Source organism: Caulobacter sp. GW456-12-1-14-TSB4 (assembly GCF_059424195.1).
Genome location: NZ_JBWKZF010000008.1, coordinates 195,921 through 210,826 on the forward strand (window position 1 = coordinate 195,921; position 14,906 = coordinate 210,826).

Sequence of the window (14,906 nt, forward strand, 5' to 3'; positions counted from 1 at the left end):
GTTGCGCTCCGTCCTCGGATAGGCGCATCCCGGCAGACCTGGCAAGTGACCCTCGTTAGATGAAGACACCGTGGAAGGTCACCGGCAGGGCCACGGGAGCCCGCCAGGAGACCACGGGGCCTTGCTGGACAAGGCGCGCGTCGAACACGTGCAGCTCGGTGGCCTTGGCGTCGAGATTGACGGTCGTGCCGACCAGCCAGCCGTCCAGTTCCGCCGAAGAGCCCGGACGCGGCACGAACACGACCTCCTCGACCAGGTGACGCGGACCGAAGTCGAACACCTGGTCGCGGTCCTTCTTCCAGTCGCGGACGGCCACGCCCTGGAACAGCGGACGATCGGGGCGCTCACCCGTGACGTGGACGGAGTAGCGGCGCGCGAGGCCGGCGAAGCGGGCGTCGCCGCGCGGGAACTCGGCGCTGACGGCCTCCTTGGCGATCTCGCCACGGCCATTGGCATGCAAGGTGATCAGCGCCCGGCGCGGCGGGGCCGCCCGCAGCTGCTCGCCGCGCAGGATCGCCCCGCCATTGGCGGCCGTGCCCGACGGGTCCTCGTCGACACAGGCGTCGAAGCGGATCGTCCCGTCGGCTTCCTCCCAGGCGTCGCCCAGGTGGAAGAAGAAGAACGGCGGCAGCTCGAACACTCGGCGCTTGGACAGGTCGTCCTTATCGAGCACCAGAACCTGGGTCCCCAACTCCGGCTTCCAGCTCATGGAGGCGGTGACCGGCACGGCGAAGTGGTCCTGCACCCAGGGCTGCAGCACCAGGATCAGGTGGCGCGCCGTGGCGGTGAAGTCGTGCATGTAGCTGGCGCGCGGCAGGCCGATCATCTCGGCCTTCTGCAGCGCGCCGTCGGGGGCCAGCTTCCAGACCACAGCCTGCTTGCCGCCCAGGCCGATGTTCCACACCGTCCCGTCCGGCTGCACGCGCGGGTGGGCCGAGAACGGCATGCCCTTGAGGTCCGGCCGCAGGGTCTTGAAGCCCTTGGTCTCCAGGCTGACGGGGTCCAGCGCGGTGGCCGAGCCGCTCTCCCACAGGGCCCACAGCTCGCCGCCGGCCATCATCACCGAGGTGTTGGCGGCGTTGGCGTCGTCGGGACCGGTGATCACCGAACCCTTGCCCGGCAGGGTGCCGAAGCCGGGGGTGATCGCGGCGTTGGCGGCCGTGTCGTTGCGGCGCTTCACCGTATCGACAAAGCGGGCGCTCATCCGCGCCTGACCGCCGGCGATCTGGAACTTACGGACCAGGCCGTCGCCGTCGAACCAGTGGCCGACATTGCCGCCCGACCGGCGGAACTTGGCGGGGCCGTTGCGGAACAGGGTCCCGGTGAGGTCGGCCGGGGCCTTGCCGTGCAAGCGGGTCAGGCCCGTCGGCGCGATATCGGCCTCGACATCGGCCAGGCCCAGGGCCCAGTCGTTGGCCGCCGCCGCCCAGACGGCCTCGGGGGTCAGCAGGCTCGCGCCGCCCAGCAGGGCCGCGCCGCGCAGGATGTCGCGCCGGTTCATCGCTTCCGCTCCCTAGTGCAGGTGGATGGCTTGGGTGGCTGGGCCGGCCTTCACCGCGAAGGCGGCGGCGTCGAAGCTGGGCGGGCCCATGTTCGGCTTGGCGTCGTTGGAAAAGCCGTAGGGCTCGACGGGCATGCCGAAGGGGTTGGCGCCCATCTTGCCGTCGCCGTCGACGTCCTGGAACGCGCGCACCGCATAGGTCCCCGGCGGCAGGGCGACGATCTTGGCCGAGGGCTCGGCGTCGGCGGCGTCGGCCTGGGCGATGCGGGCCGGCTTGCCGGCGCTCCAGCCCTGGGCGCTGTCATAGACGGCGATCATCACCTTGCCCTGCTTGGCCGCCAGGGCCGGGAAGGTCAGGGTCAGGTCGGCGTCCTGGGCGTGGGCGGCCGAGGCGAAGAGGACGGCGGCGAGGGCCAGAGAAGAGGCGAGGGTCTTGAACATGGTGGGATCCTTTCGAGGAGAGGGGGTCAGCCGAAGAACACCGCCCACATCAGGCGGCCGGGAATGAAGGTGAACAGGCCCGCGACCAGCAGGCCGCCGACGAACATGCCGGTCATGGCCCGGCGGTGGTTCGCGACCTTGCCGCGCTTGATGGCGTAGACCGCGCCCGGCAGGCCGACGATCGTCCAGCCCGACAGCAGGTGGATGAAGCTGAAGTGGCCGGGATTGATCTCGTGGATGAACAGCGAGCTGACCGCCGTCGTCCCCATGGCGATCACCCAGGTCCAGCCCAGCAGCTTGTGCAGGGCCGTGCCCTTGACCCGCATCATCAGCACGATCCCGATGGCGAGGGCGATCAGGGCGGCGGTCAGGTGGACCTGGATCACGGTCGGAGCGGCGGCGATCCGCGAGACGTCCGGGGCATGGGGTCGGAAACTGGCGTGCGTCAGGGCGCCGCCAACCACCTTCGGCGCCGCGATGACGACGGTCAGCACCGCCAGGACGACGCCGACGATGGCGTTGCGCAGACCATCGCCGCGCATGATTGACTTGCCGTCCGCATCCATCTTCCCTCACTCCCGCTTCGAGCGGGGCGGTTCGCCTCGCCGTCGAGACCTTGAGTGGAGTGGGCTGGCCTGTGTCTCAATCGTCGTTGCGCCAGTCGCCGGCCTCGTTTCGTGAACGGCTGGGGGACGCCGTTCACGCTTCGCGAACGACCATGACCCGCAAGGAGGCCCTGCGTGGCTTCGCGGTCTCGGCCGTGGCCGGCGCGTTCCTGGCGCTGCTGGGCGCGTTCGGGACCAACGCCCTGCCGATCGGCATCCGCCTGGCCTACTGGGTGGGGCTGTGCCTGGCCGGCGCGGTCGTGGGCACGGCGGTCAGCCAGATCATCGGCCGCGACGGCCGGGCCGATGCGAGGCCCTGGCTCTATGGCGGTCTGACCGTGGTCGGCGTCACCCTGCCCTTCACCGTGGTGGTCTGGCTGGTCAGCGAGCACGTGTTCTACGGCCATCTGCGGCCGGAGGCCCTGCCGTTCTACCTGGCTCCGGTGCTGATCGTGACCGTGGCGATGACGGGCCTGAACTTCCTGGTCCAGCGCGAGCCGGTGGCGACCCACGCCGCGCCCGTCGGGGCGCCCGCGCCCCGCTTCATCGACCGCCTGCCGGCCAAGCTGCGCGGGGGCGAGCTCTATGCCGTCGAGGCCGAGGACCACTATCTGCGCCTGCACACCTCGCGCGGCCAGGACCTGATCCTGATGCGGCTGTCCGACGCGGTGGCCGAACTGGAAGGCATCGAAGGCGCCCAGACCCACCGCTCATGGTGGGTGGCCAAGGGCGCGGTCGAGGGCGCCCAGCGCGGCGACGGCCGCGCGACCCTCCAGCTCAAGGGCGGCGTCGAGGCCCCGGTCAGCCGCGCCTACGCCAAGGCGTTGCGCGCGGCCGGCTGGTTCTAGGCGGCCCGGCGCCCCGCAGCGCGAGCGGTCTGCCCCACACTGAACTGGCCCATCAGCTGGGTCAGGTTGTCGGCTTCACGCGAGAGGGCGTGGCTGGCGGCCGTGCTCTGCTCGACCATGGCCGCGTTCTGCTGGGTGGCCTGGTCCATCTGGGTGACGGCGACATTGACCTGCTCCAGGCCGGTGGCCTGTTCCTGGGCCGAGGCGGCGATCTCGACGACGACGCCGTTGATCTGGCCGACCTGGGCGACGATGCGCGCCAGGGCCTCGCCAGTCTTGCCGACCAGGTCCACGCCCGCGTCCACCTGGTCGGTCGAGGCGGTGATCAGGGCCTTGATCTCCTTGGCCGCTTCGGCCGAGCGCTGGGCGAGCGCCCGCACCTCTTGCGCCACGACCGCGAAGCCACGGCCAGCCTCGCCCGCGCGCGCGGCTTCGACGCCGGCGTTCAGGGCCAACAGGTTGGTCTGGAAGGCGATCTCGTCGATCACCCCGATGATGTTGCCGATCTGGGCCGAGGACTTCTCGATCTCGCCCATGGCCGCGACGGCGTCGGCGACGACCTGGCCGCCGGTCTCGGCGTCGGTCTTGGCCGCGCCGACCACGCGACGAGCTTCCTTGGCGCCCTGCGCGGTGCGCTTGACGGTGGCGGTGATCTCTTCCAGCGCCGCCGCCGTTTCCTCCAGGCCGGCCGCCTGCTGCTCGGTGCGCTTGGCCATGTCGTCGGAGGCGTTGGTGATCTCGCGGCTGCCGGCGCGGATGCCGTCGGCGTTGCCGATGATCACCGTCATGGTGTCCTGCAGGCGGGTCAGGGCGGTGTTGAAGTTGGCGCGCAGCGTCTCGTACTCGACCGGCAGGTCGTCATTGACGCGATAGGTCAGGTCGCCGCCGGCCAGGCGGTCCAGGCCGACGCCGAACGACTGGACGACCAGGTCCTGCTGTTCGGCGATGGCCTTGGCGGCGATGGCCTGGCGCTCGGCTTCCGAGCGGGCCTTGGCCTCGGCGGCGGCTGCGTCGGCGGCCAGCTTGGCGATGGCGTTGTCCTTGAACACCTGGACGGCCCCGGCCATCTGGCCCAGCTCGTCCTGGCGGCCCACGGCGGGGATGGCGACGGCGTTGTCTCCGCCGGCCAGGCGCAGCATGGCGGCGGTCATGGCCTGCAGCGGGCCCGAGACCTTGCCGATCACGACATTGGTGGCGAAGGCCATCAGGCCGGCGGCGACCAGGGCGATGACGCCCATGACGGCGGTGGCGATGTTCCCGGCGGCCTTGGCGGCGGCGCCGTCCTCGTGCGCCACGCGGGTCTGCAGATCGACCAGCGCCCCGACATTGGCCGTGACCGGGTCGATGCTGGGATAGAGCTTGCCGTCGACGAAGCCTTGCAGGCCGGCGGCGTCATGCGCCTTGAGCAGGCCTTCGAGGGTGTCGACCGAGGCGTCGGCGGCCGGCAGGGCGGCGGTGACCTTGTCGGCCAGGCCCTTTTCCTCGTCGGTCATGTCGGTGACGGCGTAGGCCTGCCAGTTCTGGCTGATCGTCGACTTGGCGGCCTGGACGTTCTCCAGCGCCTTGTCCATCGACAGCTCGCCCGACCGCGCCTTGTGGGCGCTGTCGACGATGTTGACGGCGTACATGTCGCTGACGGCCTTGAGCTGCTGCATCGGCTCGACGCGGTCGCTGATCACCGACTGCATGCGCTGGTTGGCGACGTTGTTGGCCACGAAGCCGGCCAGACCGATCGCCGCCATGCCCACGCCCAAGGCCGCCAGGCAGCCCAGCAGTCTCGTCTTGATGGTCCAGGTCATCGGTCGTTCCCGCGTCGTTTCAGCGGGTGATGCGCCAGCGATCGTTAACCAAAAGCTTCGCCGCAACCGGGCGTAGGACCCTTGCCGCGCCGAAGGGCCGAACAGCGTTCTTGGTCGACCAAGGTTCGGAGAAAATCCGTTCCTTAAACCTGTCGGGCGCGCGCCCGTTTCGGCGCGCGGACGAGTGAAATGGAGGGAAAACTCTCCGGGTGGCGGCGAGATCTCCCTCCATGCGACGGATTGGCGCACGCACGTCGTGCGTGTCGTTTCCTAGCCGTAGTGCCTAGCCGTAATGGATGTCGGCGACGGTCGCGCCGGTCCCGACGGTCAGACCCGTGACGCCGACCAGCTTGATCAGGCCGTCGCCGTTGTTGACCCCGACGGTGGCGTCCTGGTGGTAGATGTAGGTGTCGCCGTTCCACTCGAACACGCCCGTGCCGTTGGCCGACACCTGGCCGGAGGCGTTGATCAGCGCCTGCTCCAGGGTCGTGGCCGAGCCCGCGCTGACGCCGGTGGTCACGGTCGGGATCGCGACGCCCAGGTCGACGTGGTCCACGCCCTTGGCGAAGTCGGTGATGGTCGCATAGGCCGACAGCTTGCCGTCCTGGATCAGGAGGTTCGCGAACCGGGGCGGCTGCTGGCCGTCCTGGAAGATCGAGAAGGTGTCGGCCCCGCCGCCCAGGGTGTAGTTCTGGACGCCCCAGCCGCGCAGGTCGGCGGCGACCTGGTCATTCCCGCCGGACAGGACGAAGGTCTGGGCGGCGGCGGTGAAGTTGGTCACGCCGATGCGGGTGATCGTGACCCCGGCCGCGCCCGAGGCGTCCAGCGAGACCCCGTCGAACGCCGCGGAAAGACGGCCGGTCCCGGTGACCACCACCGGAGAATAGTCCGTGCCCCCCGCAGCGCCGTCACGCTGGGAGTGGATCGTCCCGAGCACGCTGTCGCTCTGCACGTGCAGGTAAAGCGGTCCGTTGTTGCCGGTCACCGTCAGGTTCGACGCCGCGCCGGCGCCGCCGGACACGCCCTTCAGGTAGACGTGCGAGGAATCGGCCCCGACCACGCTCGAGGAATGGCCGACGATGATCAGGTCGAGATGGTAGTTGGCGGTCAGGTTGCCGACGGCGCCCTCCATCTTCAACGCCACCCCGTTGGCGATGTCGCTGACGGTCACGGCGGCTGCCGAACGGGTCGTGATGTCCTGCAGGCCGGTATAGCCGGTGACGGTGAGCGGCGAGACCGTGGTCGTGCCCAGAGTCGGGGAGGTGACCGACAGCTTGAAGTTATCGAGCACCAGATGCTCGACATTGGTGATCTTGGTCTTGTCGAACAGGTCGGTGTCGGCGCCCATCACCAGGGTGTCGTCGCCCGCGCCGCCGTCGATGATGGCGCCGTTGATCATCTTGCCGACCGTGATCAGGTCGTTGCCGGCACCGCCGCTGATCTTGCCGTTCGGGGCGCCGCCCAGGACCTCCACCGCCGCGTTCAGCTGGCCGACGGTGATGGTGTCGTTGCCGTCGCCGCCGTCGATGTAGCCGCCGACCGTTCCCGAGAAGGTCACGGTGTCATGGCCGCCGCTGGTCAGGATCGAGCCGCTGTTGGTCGTCCCCGTGACCGTGTCGTTGTTGGTCGTCGAGCGCAGGGCGGCGTTGGTCGCGTCGGGCGCGACGCTCTGGGTGTCGGTCACCGCGATGGTCGCGCCGGCCGTGAAGGCCGGCTGATCGCCATAGGTCCCGATCAGGCTGGTGTTGAACTTGGCCTGGCCGTCATTGGCGAGGTCGGCCAGGAAGGCGTCGTTGGCCTTGGCGTAGACGCCGATGTGCTCGTTGGCGGCCGCCGTCAGCAGGAAGCCGACCATCGCGGCCTTGGTCCCCGCCCCGTTGGCGCCGTCGCCGCCGTAGTAGGCGAAGTACTCGGCGCGGGTGAAGGTCCCGCCCAGGCCGTTGGGCACCTGGTCCGTCAGGATGGTGTTGATCTGGCCGGCCGCCGGGGCGAAACCGAAGATCTCGGTGTAGGCCTTGGTCGCCGCGTCGGCCAGACTGAGCGAGCCGTAGGCGGCCGCGAAGCCGTCCTTGCCCGCGCCGTTCTTGCCGAGGTTGACCGCGAAGTTGATGAAGCGGTTCTGGACCGAGAACGACTGGTAGTAGGCCGAGTTCAGATTGTTGGCATTCCCACCGGTCGGCGAGACCAGGTAGTCCAGGCCGCCCGCCGTCGGCGTCGCGCCCGTGAAGAAGTTGTACGAGAGATTGGCCACCGTGGTGGACGCGGTGACCAGCTTGGCGATCTCGATCCGGGCGTCGGCCAGGGTCAGGGTCGAGGCGTCGACGCGCCCGGCCAAGGTCTGAAGCGTGGTGAGGTCCGCTGCGGGGATGCCCGAGAACGGCAGACGCGAAACGTCGCTATAGGCGGATTTCAAAACTTGAAGCGTAGCCATGACTCAACCTCCGGCACTTGTCGCCGGCAGTGGTATTGAGTTTGCTGTACTAACGCAAGCTGAGCCGTGAAATTTAATGATCCCGGCCGCCGAAGCGACCGGGATCAAGATGGGCCTTAAGCCTTCCAGCCGCCGCCCAGGGCCTTGTAGATGGCCACGACGTCGGTGTTCACCCCGGTCTCGGCGACGCTGAGGGCGTCCTCCGCGGCCAGCAGGGTGCGTTCGGCGTCGAGCAGGACGAGGAAGTCGATGCCGCCTTCCTTGTACTGGATGCGGGCCAGCTCGGCCGCGCGGCGCGAGGCGGCCGCCTGGTCGGTCAGGCTGGTCAGCTGGGCCTGCTGCTGACGGTAGGAGACCAGGGCGTTCTCCAGGTCCTCCAGCGCGCGCAGCACCGTCTGGTCGTAATTGGCCAGGGCGGCGTCGTCGCGAGCCCTTGCCGCGCGCAGGCGGGCGTGGGCGCTGCCCAGGTCGAGAGCCGGCCAGCTGACGCTGGGGGCCACCGACCAGGCCTTGCTGGCCCCGTTGCCGAAGCCCGCCGAGGTCCCCGACAGGAAGCCGACGAAGCCGGTCACCGAGACGCGCGGGAAGAGGTCGGCCGTGGCCACCCCCACCTGGGCGGTCTGGGCGGCCAGGCGACGCTCGGCCGCCTGCACGTCCGGACGCCGGCGCAGCAGATCGCCCGCGTCGCCGATCGGCAGGGCGGTGACCAGCGGACGGGTGTCGGCGTCACGCGGGACCAGCAGGGCGTCCAGCGCGCCCGGCCGCTGGGCGGTCAGCACCGCCAGGCGGTAGTTGGCGCGCTTCTCGGCCGTGATCAGGCCCGGGATCGCCGCCTCGGTGGCGTTCAGGCGGGCCTGAGCGGACGCGACATCGATCGGGCTGCCGGCCCCGGCGTCGAACCGCACCTTGGTCAGGCGCAGGGTCTCGCGCTGGGTCTCGAGGTTGCGGTTGGCGACCTTCAGGCGAGCCTGGGCGCCGCGCAGTTCGAGGTAGTTGCGGGCCACCTCGGCGGCGACCGTGACCTGGGCGTCGCGCAGGTCGGCTTGCGCCGCCCCGGCTTCGGCGCCCGCCGCCTCGACGCCACGACGGACGCGGCCGAAGAGGTCGATCTCCCAGCCGGCGTCGAAGCCGGCCTGGTAGCTCTGGTTCTCGACCCGGTCGGTGGTGAAGCCCGGCTGTTGCTGCTTGCTCTTGGTGTAGGTCCCGTCGGCCGTGACGTGCGGCAGCAGGTCCAGCTTCTGCTCGGTGAACAGGGCGCGGGCCTCGCCCACCCGAGCGACCGCGATCTTCAGATCGAGATTGCCGGAGAGGGCCTGGCCGACCAGCTGGTCCAGCACCGGGTCGCCGAACGCCTTCCACCATTCCGCCTCGGGATTGGCGGTGGTGAAGACGGCCGGGTCGGCGTTCTGGAAGGCCGCCGGCGGGGTCGCCGGCGCCTTGTAGTTCGGGCCCACCGCGCAGGCGGCGGCCGTCAGGGAGACGCCGGCGATCAGCGCGGCGCGCAGGGTGTTAGCGAAGAAGGACATCAGTGCGCCTCCACGGGCGAGGTCAGAGCCGCCTTGGCCGCGGCCTTGCGGGCCGTGTTGCGACGGATGACGTAGTAGAAGATCGGCGTCAGGATCAGGCCGAACACGGTCACGCCCAGCATCCCCGAGAACACCGCCACGCCCATGGCGCGGCGCATCTCGGCCCCGGCCCCGTGCGACACCACCAGGGGGTAGACCCCCATGATGAAGGCGATCGAGGTCATCAGGATCGGACGCAGGCGCAGGCGGCAAGCTTCCAGGACCGCCTGGAGCGCGCTGTCGCCGTGCTCCTCGCGTTCCTTGGCGAACTCCACGATCAGGATGGCGTTCTTACACGCCAGCCCCACCAGCACGATCAGGCCGATCTGGGTGAAGATGTTGTTGTCGCCCTTGCTGATCCACACGCCGGCCAGGGCCGACAGCAGGGTCATCGGGACGATCAGGATCACGACCAGCGGCAGGCTCCAGCTTTCGTACTGGGCGACCAGCACCAGGAAGGCCAGCAGCACGCAGAGCGGGAAGATGAAGACCGCCGTGTTGCCCGCCAGGATCTGCTGGTAGGTCAGCTCGGTCCACTCCGAGCCCATGCCGTTGGGCAGCTCGGACTTGATGATGTCCTCAAGCGCCTTCTGGGCCTGGCCGGTCGAGTAGCCGGGCGCCGGGCCGCCGTTGATCTCGGCGGTCAGGTAGCCGTTGTAGTGACTCTCACGGTCGGGACCGGTCGCCTCCTTGAAGGAGACGAAGGCGCCCAGCGGGATCATCTGGCCCTGGCCGTTGCGGGTCTGCAGGCGCAGCATCTGCTCGGGTTGCAGGCGGAAGTTCTGATCGGCCTGGACGTTGACCTGGTAGGTGTGGCCGAAGCGGTTGAAGTCGTTGACGTACAGCGAGCCCAGATAGACCTGCATCGTCTCGAACAGGTCGGTCAGGGACACGCCCTGGGCCCGGGCCTTTTCACGGTCGATGTCGGCCTGGATCTTCGGCACGCTCACTTGATAGCTGGAGAACACCCCCGCCAGCGCCGGGTCCTTCTGGGCCTTGGCGATGATGTTCTGGGTGGCGTTGTACAGCTCCTGCGAACCCAGGCCCGCCTTGTCGACGATCTGCATCCGGAAGCCGCCGATGGTGCCCAGCCCCTGCACGGATGGCGGCGGGAAGACCGCGATCTGGGCGTCGGGGATGGCGGCGAACTTCTGGTTCAGCTCGGCCACGATGGCCGGGGCTGACAGCTCGTGACCCTTGCGGTTCTTGAAGTCGTCCAGCGGGAAGAACACCGCGCCGGAATTGGGGCTGTTGATGAAGCCGTTGGCCGACAGACCAGGGAAGGCCACCGAGTGCTTGATGCCCGGCATCTTCATGGCGATGTCGCCCATCTGCTTGATCACCGCCTCGGTGCGATCCAGCGAGGCCGCGTCGGGCAGTTGGACCACCGCCACGACATAGGCCTTGTCCTGCTGAGGCACGAAGCCGCCCGGGGTCTTGCTGAAGGCGAAGATCGTCAGGATCAGCAGGCCGCCGTAGAGGGCCAGCGCCGCGGTGGACCGCCCCAGGGTCTTGGCGACCCCGGCGACATAGCCGTGCGAGGCCTTGGCGAAGAAGCGGTTGAACGGGTTGAACAGCCAGCCCAGGGCCGCGTCGATCAGCTTCTGGAAGCGATCCTTGGGCGCGTCATGCGACTTCAGGAGCACCGCGGCCAGGGCCGGCGACAGGGTCAGGGAGTTGAAGGCCGAGATCACCGTCGAGATGGCGATGGTCAGGGCGAACTGGCGATAGAATTGGCCCGACAGGCCGCTGATGAAGGCGGTGGGGATGAACACCGCGCACAGCACCAGGGCCGTGGAGATGATCGGGCCGGTCACCTCGGTCATGGCCTTGCGCGTCGCCGCGGCCGGCTCGAGGCCGTCGGTGATGTTCCGCTCGACGTTCTCGACCACGACGATAGCGTCGTCGACCACGATGCCGATGGCCAGCACCAGGCCGAACAGCGTCAGGGCGTTGAGGCCAAAGCCCAGCATCAGCAGGATGGCGAAGGTGCCGACCAGCGAGACGGGCACGGCGATCAGCGGAATGATCGAGGCGCGCCAGCCCTGCAGGAACAGCACCACCACCAGCACGACCAGGATGATCGCCTCGATCAGGGTGTGGACCACCGAGTCGATGCTTTCCTGAACGAAGGCCGTGGTGTCGTAGATGATCTCGTAGTCGACGCCTTCGGGGAACTCCTTCTTGAGCTCCTTCATGGTCTTCTTGACTTCGTTGGCCATCTCCAGGGCGTTGGAGCCCGGGCGCTGGAAGACCGGCATGGCGACGGCGGACTTGTTGTCGAGCAACGAACGCAGGGCGTAGTTGTCGGCGCCCAGCTCCACGCGGGCCACTTCGCCCAGGCGGGTGATCTGGCCGTTGTCGCCCGAACGGACGATGACATCGCGGAACTGCTGCTCGTCGGTCAGGCGGCCCGGCGCGTTCACGGAAAGCTGGAATTCAGCGCCCGAACCGGCGTTGGGCGGCGCGCCCAGCTGGCCGGCGGCGACCTGGACGTTCTGTTCGCGCAGGGCGCGGACCACGTCGCCGGCGGTCATCTGCAGGGCGGCCAGCTTTTCAGGATCCAGCCACACGCGCATCGAATACGCGCCCGCGCCGAAGATCTGCACGTCGCCGACCCCGTCGATCCGCTTCAGGCGGTCGCGGACGTTCAGCTGCGCGTAGTTGCTGAGATACAGCATGTCGTAGCGGTTGTTCGGCGAGATCATGTGCACGACCAGGGTCAGGTCGGGCGAGGCCTTGTTGGTCGTCACGCCGATGCGCTGGACCTCCTGCGGCAGCTTGGGCAGGGCCTGGGCCACCCGGTTCTGCACCTGAACCTGGGCCTTATCCAGGTCGGTGCCGAGCGCGAAGGTGACGGTGAGGATCATGGCCCCGTCGGAGGCCGACTGGGACGACTGGTAGATCATCCCCTCGACGCCGTTGATGGCCTGTTCCAGCGGCGCGGCCACCGTCTCGCCGATGACGGACGGGTTGGCGCCGGGATAGGCCGCGCGCACCACCACGGTGGGCGGCACGACTTCGGGATATTCCGAGATCGGCAGGTTCGGCAGCGAGACGATGCCGGCGATGAAGATGATGATGGAGAGCACGGCCGCGAAGCGCGGTCGGTTCACGAAGAACTTCGAGAAATTCATGACGGTCGTTCCGGGGAGGAGCCGATGGGGTGCGCATAGGGTGCAAGCGGCCCTCCCCCGCCATCCGGCGGGCGAAAAGAACCGCGAAAACCCTTGAAAAAGACGCCCGGCTCAGCCACGCGAGCCGGGCGTTACGCTTCGGGTACGAACTTAGTTCTGACCGGCGGACCGACCGACCGGGATCTGGCGGCCGCCGACCTCCAGCTGGGTCAGGGCGGCCAGGTCGGAGGTGTCGGTCTTGACCTTGACCGGAGCGACGGTGTCGCCCGGCTTGACCTTCTGCAGGCCGCCGACGATCACCCGGTCCCCGGGCTTCAGGCCCGTGCGGATGATGCGCAGGTTGCCGGCCAGCGGCCCGATCTCGACCGGGCGGTACTCGGCCTTGTTGGCGCCGTTGACCACGACGACGAAGCGCTTGCCCAGGTCCGTGCCGATGGCGCGGTCAGGGGCCAGGGCGACGGTCTGGCTTTCGGCGCTGACCATGCGGATGCGGGCGAACAGGCCGGGGGTGAAGCGACCGTCGGCATTGGCGAAGATCGCCCGGCCGTTGATCGTGCCGCTCTTGGCGTCCAGGGCGTTGTCGATGAAGGCCAGCTTGCCCTCATGCGGATAACCGTCCTCGGTCATCAGGCCCATATAGACCGGGCTGCCCTTGCCGCGTTCGGCGGCGGCGTACTTCAGGAAGGTCTGCTCGTCGGCGTTGAACTCGGCGTAGATCGGGGTGTCGGACACCACGGTCGTCAGCAGGCTCGTCTGGGTGACCAGGTTGCCCCGGGTGATGATGGTCTTGGAGACCCGGCCGTCGATCGGCGAGGTCACCCGCGTCCAGTCCAGGTTCAGGCGCGCGGTCTGATAGGCGGCCTGGGCGGCCGAGACGTTGGCCTGGGCGGCCTTTTCCTCGGCCGAGAGGCGATCGAATTCGCTCTGGGCCAGGGCGTTCTGCTCGATCAGGCGACGACCGCGCTCGCGGTTGACCACCGCCAGGTCCAGCTGGGCCTTGGCGCGAGCCACCTCGGCCTGGGCGCGGTTGGCTTCGGCCTGGTACGGGCGCGGGTCGATCTGGAAGAGCACCTGGCCCTTCGAGACGCGCGCGCCTTCGGCGAACTGGGCGCCATCGACATAGCCCGAGACGCGCGGACGGATCTCGACGGTGTCGATCGGCTCGAGGCGGCCGGTGAAGTCGTCCCACTGGCGGAGCGACTTGAAGGCGACGTCGGCGACGGTGACCTGCACCGGCGGCGGGGCGGCGGCTTCCTGCTTGGCCTGGGCCGAGCAGGCGGCCAGCACGGCGACGGCGGCCAGGCCGGCGAAGGACGTGATGACGGGTTGGATACGCATGGAGGAAGACCCTCTCGGAAGGTGAAGCGGGGAGGAGGACAGGGAGGTTCTTGTTGTCATTCCCAGACGGGCCGCCGGGCGGAGCGTCGGGTGTCGGACCAGGTGTCGCCCAAGGCGCGGACGGTTGGCCCATGGGAGAAGGGACCCATCCAGCGCCGGCTGGAACCGGCCTGAGATTTGAAGAAACCCAGCAAACCCTTGGCCGGCTTGGCTTGGGGCGCGTTATCGTAAACGTTTGTTTGCGGGGGCATTGGCGCGCGCTCCATTTTTGAGGTTTAAAGGGTCAAATGTCGCAGGGTCTGTTACTTGACCCGGACGACCGGAAGGACGATCTAGTGATGTGACGAGACCGTTCGGTATCATCGCCACGAGGCGAGAGATACTGACCGGTAACTCCCACGTCAAGGAGAGCACTGCCAAAATGGCGACGAGAAATTCTGGGGACGTTGTCGGGGGCGACACGGAAACGGCTGCGGGGACCAGTCCCGGCGGAGCCGTGTCCAAGCGTCCCGCGCGGGACCGGATCTTCGAGACCGCCCGCGAGCTGTTCTATCAGCACGGCATCCGCGCGGTCGGCGTCGAGACCATCGCGTCCGAGGCCGAAGCCACCAAGATGACGCTCTATCGCAACTTCCCGTCCAAGGACGAGCTGGTCGCCGAGGTGCTGCGCGAGCAGGAGCGCGAGTACTGGGCCTGGTGGGAAAGCATCACGGCCTGCTGCTGCTCCGAGCCCCGCGCCCAGCTGGAAGCGATCTTCGACGCCTTCGAGACCAAGGCCTGCAATGCCGACGTCCTGGGCTGCCCGCTGTCGAACGCCGCCATCGAGCTGCACGAGGAGACCCACCCGGCCCAGGTGGTCTCGGTCAACTACAAGAAAGAGCTGTACCGCCGGATCAACGCCCTGACCCGCGCCGCCGGCGCCAAGGACGACGACCTGGCCGATTCCCTGATGCTGCTGATGGAAGGCGCCTCGGGGGCCCGTGTGACGCTCGGCGCCGGTGGTCCGGTCAAGGCCGTGGCGCGCTCAGCCAAGGCGCTGATCAAGTTCCACCTGGATGGCTGTTGAGTTTCTCGGAACACTAAACCCTTGTCATCCCGGAAGCGCGTAGCGCTGTCCGGGACCCAGGGGCCACTGCACCGCCACTTGCCCCTGGGTCCCGGCTCTCCGCTTCGCTGCGGCCGGGATGACAAGCTTTGGGTTGGCTTTGAAAAGCCTCTAAACGCCCGCCCCGATATACCCC

General features: G+C 68.6%; 10 protein-coding genes and 1 pseudogene. 2 read left to right on the plus strand and 9 right to left on the minus strand.

Annotated elements, in window-relative coordinates:
• Positions 1 to 55: 55 nt before the first annotated feature.
• Genes AC07YH_RS10335 through AC07YH_RS10345 form a run of 3 tightly spaced genes read right to left on the minus strand, consistent with a single transcriptional unit; the run spans position 56 to position 2,508 of the window.
• Positions 56 to 1,501 carry a carotenoid oxygenase family protein gene (locus tag AC07YH_RS10335; RefSeq protein ID WP_494746907.1) on the minus strand — a complete coding sequence of 482 codons (1,446 nt, stop codon included), beginning with the start codon at positions 1,499 to 1,501 and terminating at the stop codon, positions 56 to 58.
• A gap of 12 nt (positions 1,502 to 1,513) precedes the next feature.
• Positions 1,514 to 1,942, minus strand: coding sequence for a DUF2141 domain-containing protein (locus AC07YH_RS10340; RefSeq protein WP_494746908.1), 429 nt, complete (start codon positions 1,940 to 1,942; stop codon positions 1,514 to 1,516).
• Between the two features lie 26 nt (positions 1,943 to 1,968).
• Complete coding sequence (locus AC07YH_RS10345) at positions 1,969 to 2,508, minus strand: DUF2306 domain-containing protein (protein ID WP_494746909.1); 540 nt, start codon at positions 2,506 to 2,508, stop codon at positions 1,969 to 1,971.
• A gap of 152 nt (positions 2,509 to 2,660) precedes the next feature.
• Here AC07YH_RS10345 and AC07YH_RS10350 point away from each other — a divergent pair, with 152 nt between their 5' ends.
• Complete coding sequence (locus AC07YH_RS10350; protein ID WP_494746910.1) at positions 2,661 to 3,395, plus strand: LytTR family DNA-binding domain-containing protein; 735 nt, start codon at positions 2,661 to 2,663, stop codon at positions 3,393 to 3,395.
• Here the strand turns inward: AC07YH_RS10350 and AC07YH_RS10355 are convergent.
• The 5 genes from AC07YH_RS10355 to AC07YH_RS10375 all read right to left on the minus strand — a co-directional run bounded on the left by AC07YH_RS10355 (position 3,392) and on the right by AC07YH_RS10375 (position 13,665).
• Entirely contained in the window at positions 3,392 to 5,194 is a 1,803-nt protein-coding gene (locus AC07YH_RS10355) for a methyl-accepting chemotaxis protein (RefSeq protein ID WP_494746911.1), read from the minus strand. The genes AC07YH_RS10350 and AC07YH_RS10355 overlap by 4 nt on opposite strands.
• Positions 5,195 to 5,477: 283 nt before the next feature.
• The gene (locus tag AC07YH_RS10360; protein ID WP_494746912.1) at positions 5,478 to 7,625 is read right to left on the minus strand and encodes a hypothetical protein; all 2,148 of its coding nucleotides are present in this window, start codon (positions 7,623 to 7,625) and stop codon (positions 5,478 to 5,480) included.
• A gap of 116 nt (positions 7,626 to 7,741) precedes the next feature.
• Complete coding sequence (locus tag AC07YH_RS10365; RefSeq protein ID WP_494746913.1) at positions 7,742 to 9,151, minus strand: efflux transporter outer membrane subunit; 1,410 nt, start codon at positions 9,149 to 9,151, stop codon at positions 7,742 to 7,744.
• On the minus strand, positions 9,151 to 12,327 hold the full coding sequence (locus AC07YH_RS10370; RefSeq protein WP_494746914.1) for an efflux RND transporter permease subunit: 3,177 nt from the start codon (positions 12,325 to 12,327) through the stop codon (positions 9,151 to 9,153). Before AC07YH_RS10370 ends, AC07YH_RS10365 begins: the two co-directional genes overlap by 1 nt.
• Before the next feature lie 150 nt (positions 12,328 to 12,477).
• Entirely contained in the window at positions 12,478 to 13,665 is a 1,188-nt protein-coding gene (locus AC07YH_RS10375) for an efflux RND transporter periplasmic adaptor subunit (protein WP_494746915.1), read from the minus strand.
• A 421-nt stretch (positions 13,666 to 14,086) separates the two neighbouring features.
• Between AC07YH_RS10375 and AC07YH_RS10380 the strand changes: the two genes are divergently transcribed.
• Positions 14,087 to 14,731 carry a TetR/AcrR family transcriptional regulator gene (locus AC07YH_RS10380; RefSeq protein ID WP_494746916.1) on the plus strand — a complete coding sequence of 215 codons (645 nt, stop codon included), beginning with the start codon at positions 14,087 to 14,089 and terminating at the stop codon, positions 14,729 to 14,731.
• Between the two features lie 48 nt (positions 14,732 to 14,779).
• Here the strand turns inward: AC07YH_RS10380 and AC07YH_RS10385 are convergent.
• A pseudogene (locus AC07YH_RS10385) lies at positions 14,780 to 14,861 on the minus strand (hypothetical protein); the annotation flags it as partial.
• Between the last annotated feature and the right edge of the window lie 45 nt (positions 14,862 to 14,906).

What these genes read in the sequence shown, in the direction of transcription:
- AC07YH_RS10345 (WP_494746909.1), bottom strand. Translation starts at nt 2,508, where the DNA reads ATGGATGCGGACGGCAAGTCAATCATGCGCGGCGATGGTCTGCGCAAC.
- AC07YH_RS10380 (WP_494746916.1), top strand. Translation starts at nt 14,087, where the DNA reads ATGGCGACGAGAAATTCTGGGGACGTTGTCGGGGGCGACACGGAAACG.
- AC07YH_RS10370 (WP_494746914.1), bottom strand. Translation starts at nt 12,327, where the DNA reads ATGAATTTCTCGAAGTTCTTCGTGAACCGACCGCGCTTCGCGGCCGTG.
- AC07YH_RS10355 (WP_494746911.1), bottom strand. Translation starts at nt 5,194, where the DNA reads ATGACCTGGACCATCAAGACGAGACTGCTGGGCTGCCTGGCGGCCTTG.
- AC07YH_RS10365 (WP_494746913.1), bottom strand. Translation starts at nt 9,151, where the DNA reads ATGTCCTTCTTCGCTAACACCCTGCGCGCCGCGCTGATCGCCGGCGTC.
- AC07YH_RS10360 (WP_494746912.1), bottom strand. Translation starts at nt 7,625, where the DNA reads ATGGCTACGCTTCAAGTTTTGAAATCCGCCTATAGCGACGTTTCGCGT.
- AC07YH_RS10375 (WP_494746915.1), bottom strand. Translation starts at nt 13,665, where the DNA reads ATGCGTATCCAACCCGTCATCACGTCCTTCGCCGGCCTGGCCGCCGTC.
- AC07YH_RS10340 (WP_494746908.1), bottom strand. Translation starts at nt 1,942, where the DNA reads ATGTTCAAGACCCTCGCCTCTTCTCTGGCCCTCGCCGCCGTCCTCTTC.
- AC07YH_RS10335 (WP_494746907.1), bottom strand. Translation starts at nt 1,501, where the DNA reads ATGAACCGGCGCGACATCCTGCGCGGCGCGGCCCTGCTGGGCGGCGCG.
- AC07YH_RS10350 (WP_494746910.1), top strand. Translation starts at nt 2,661, where the DNA reads ATGACCCGCAAGGAGGCCCTGCGTGGCTTCGCGGTCTCGGCCGTGGCC.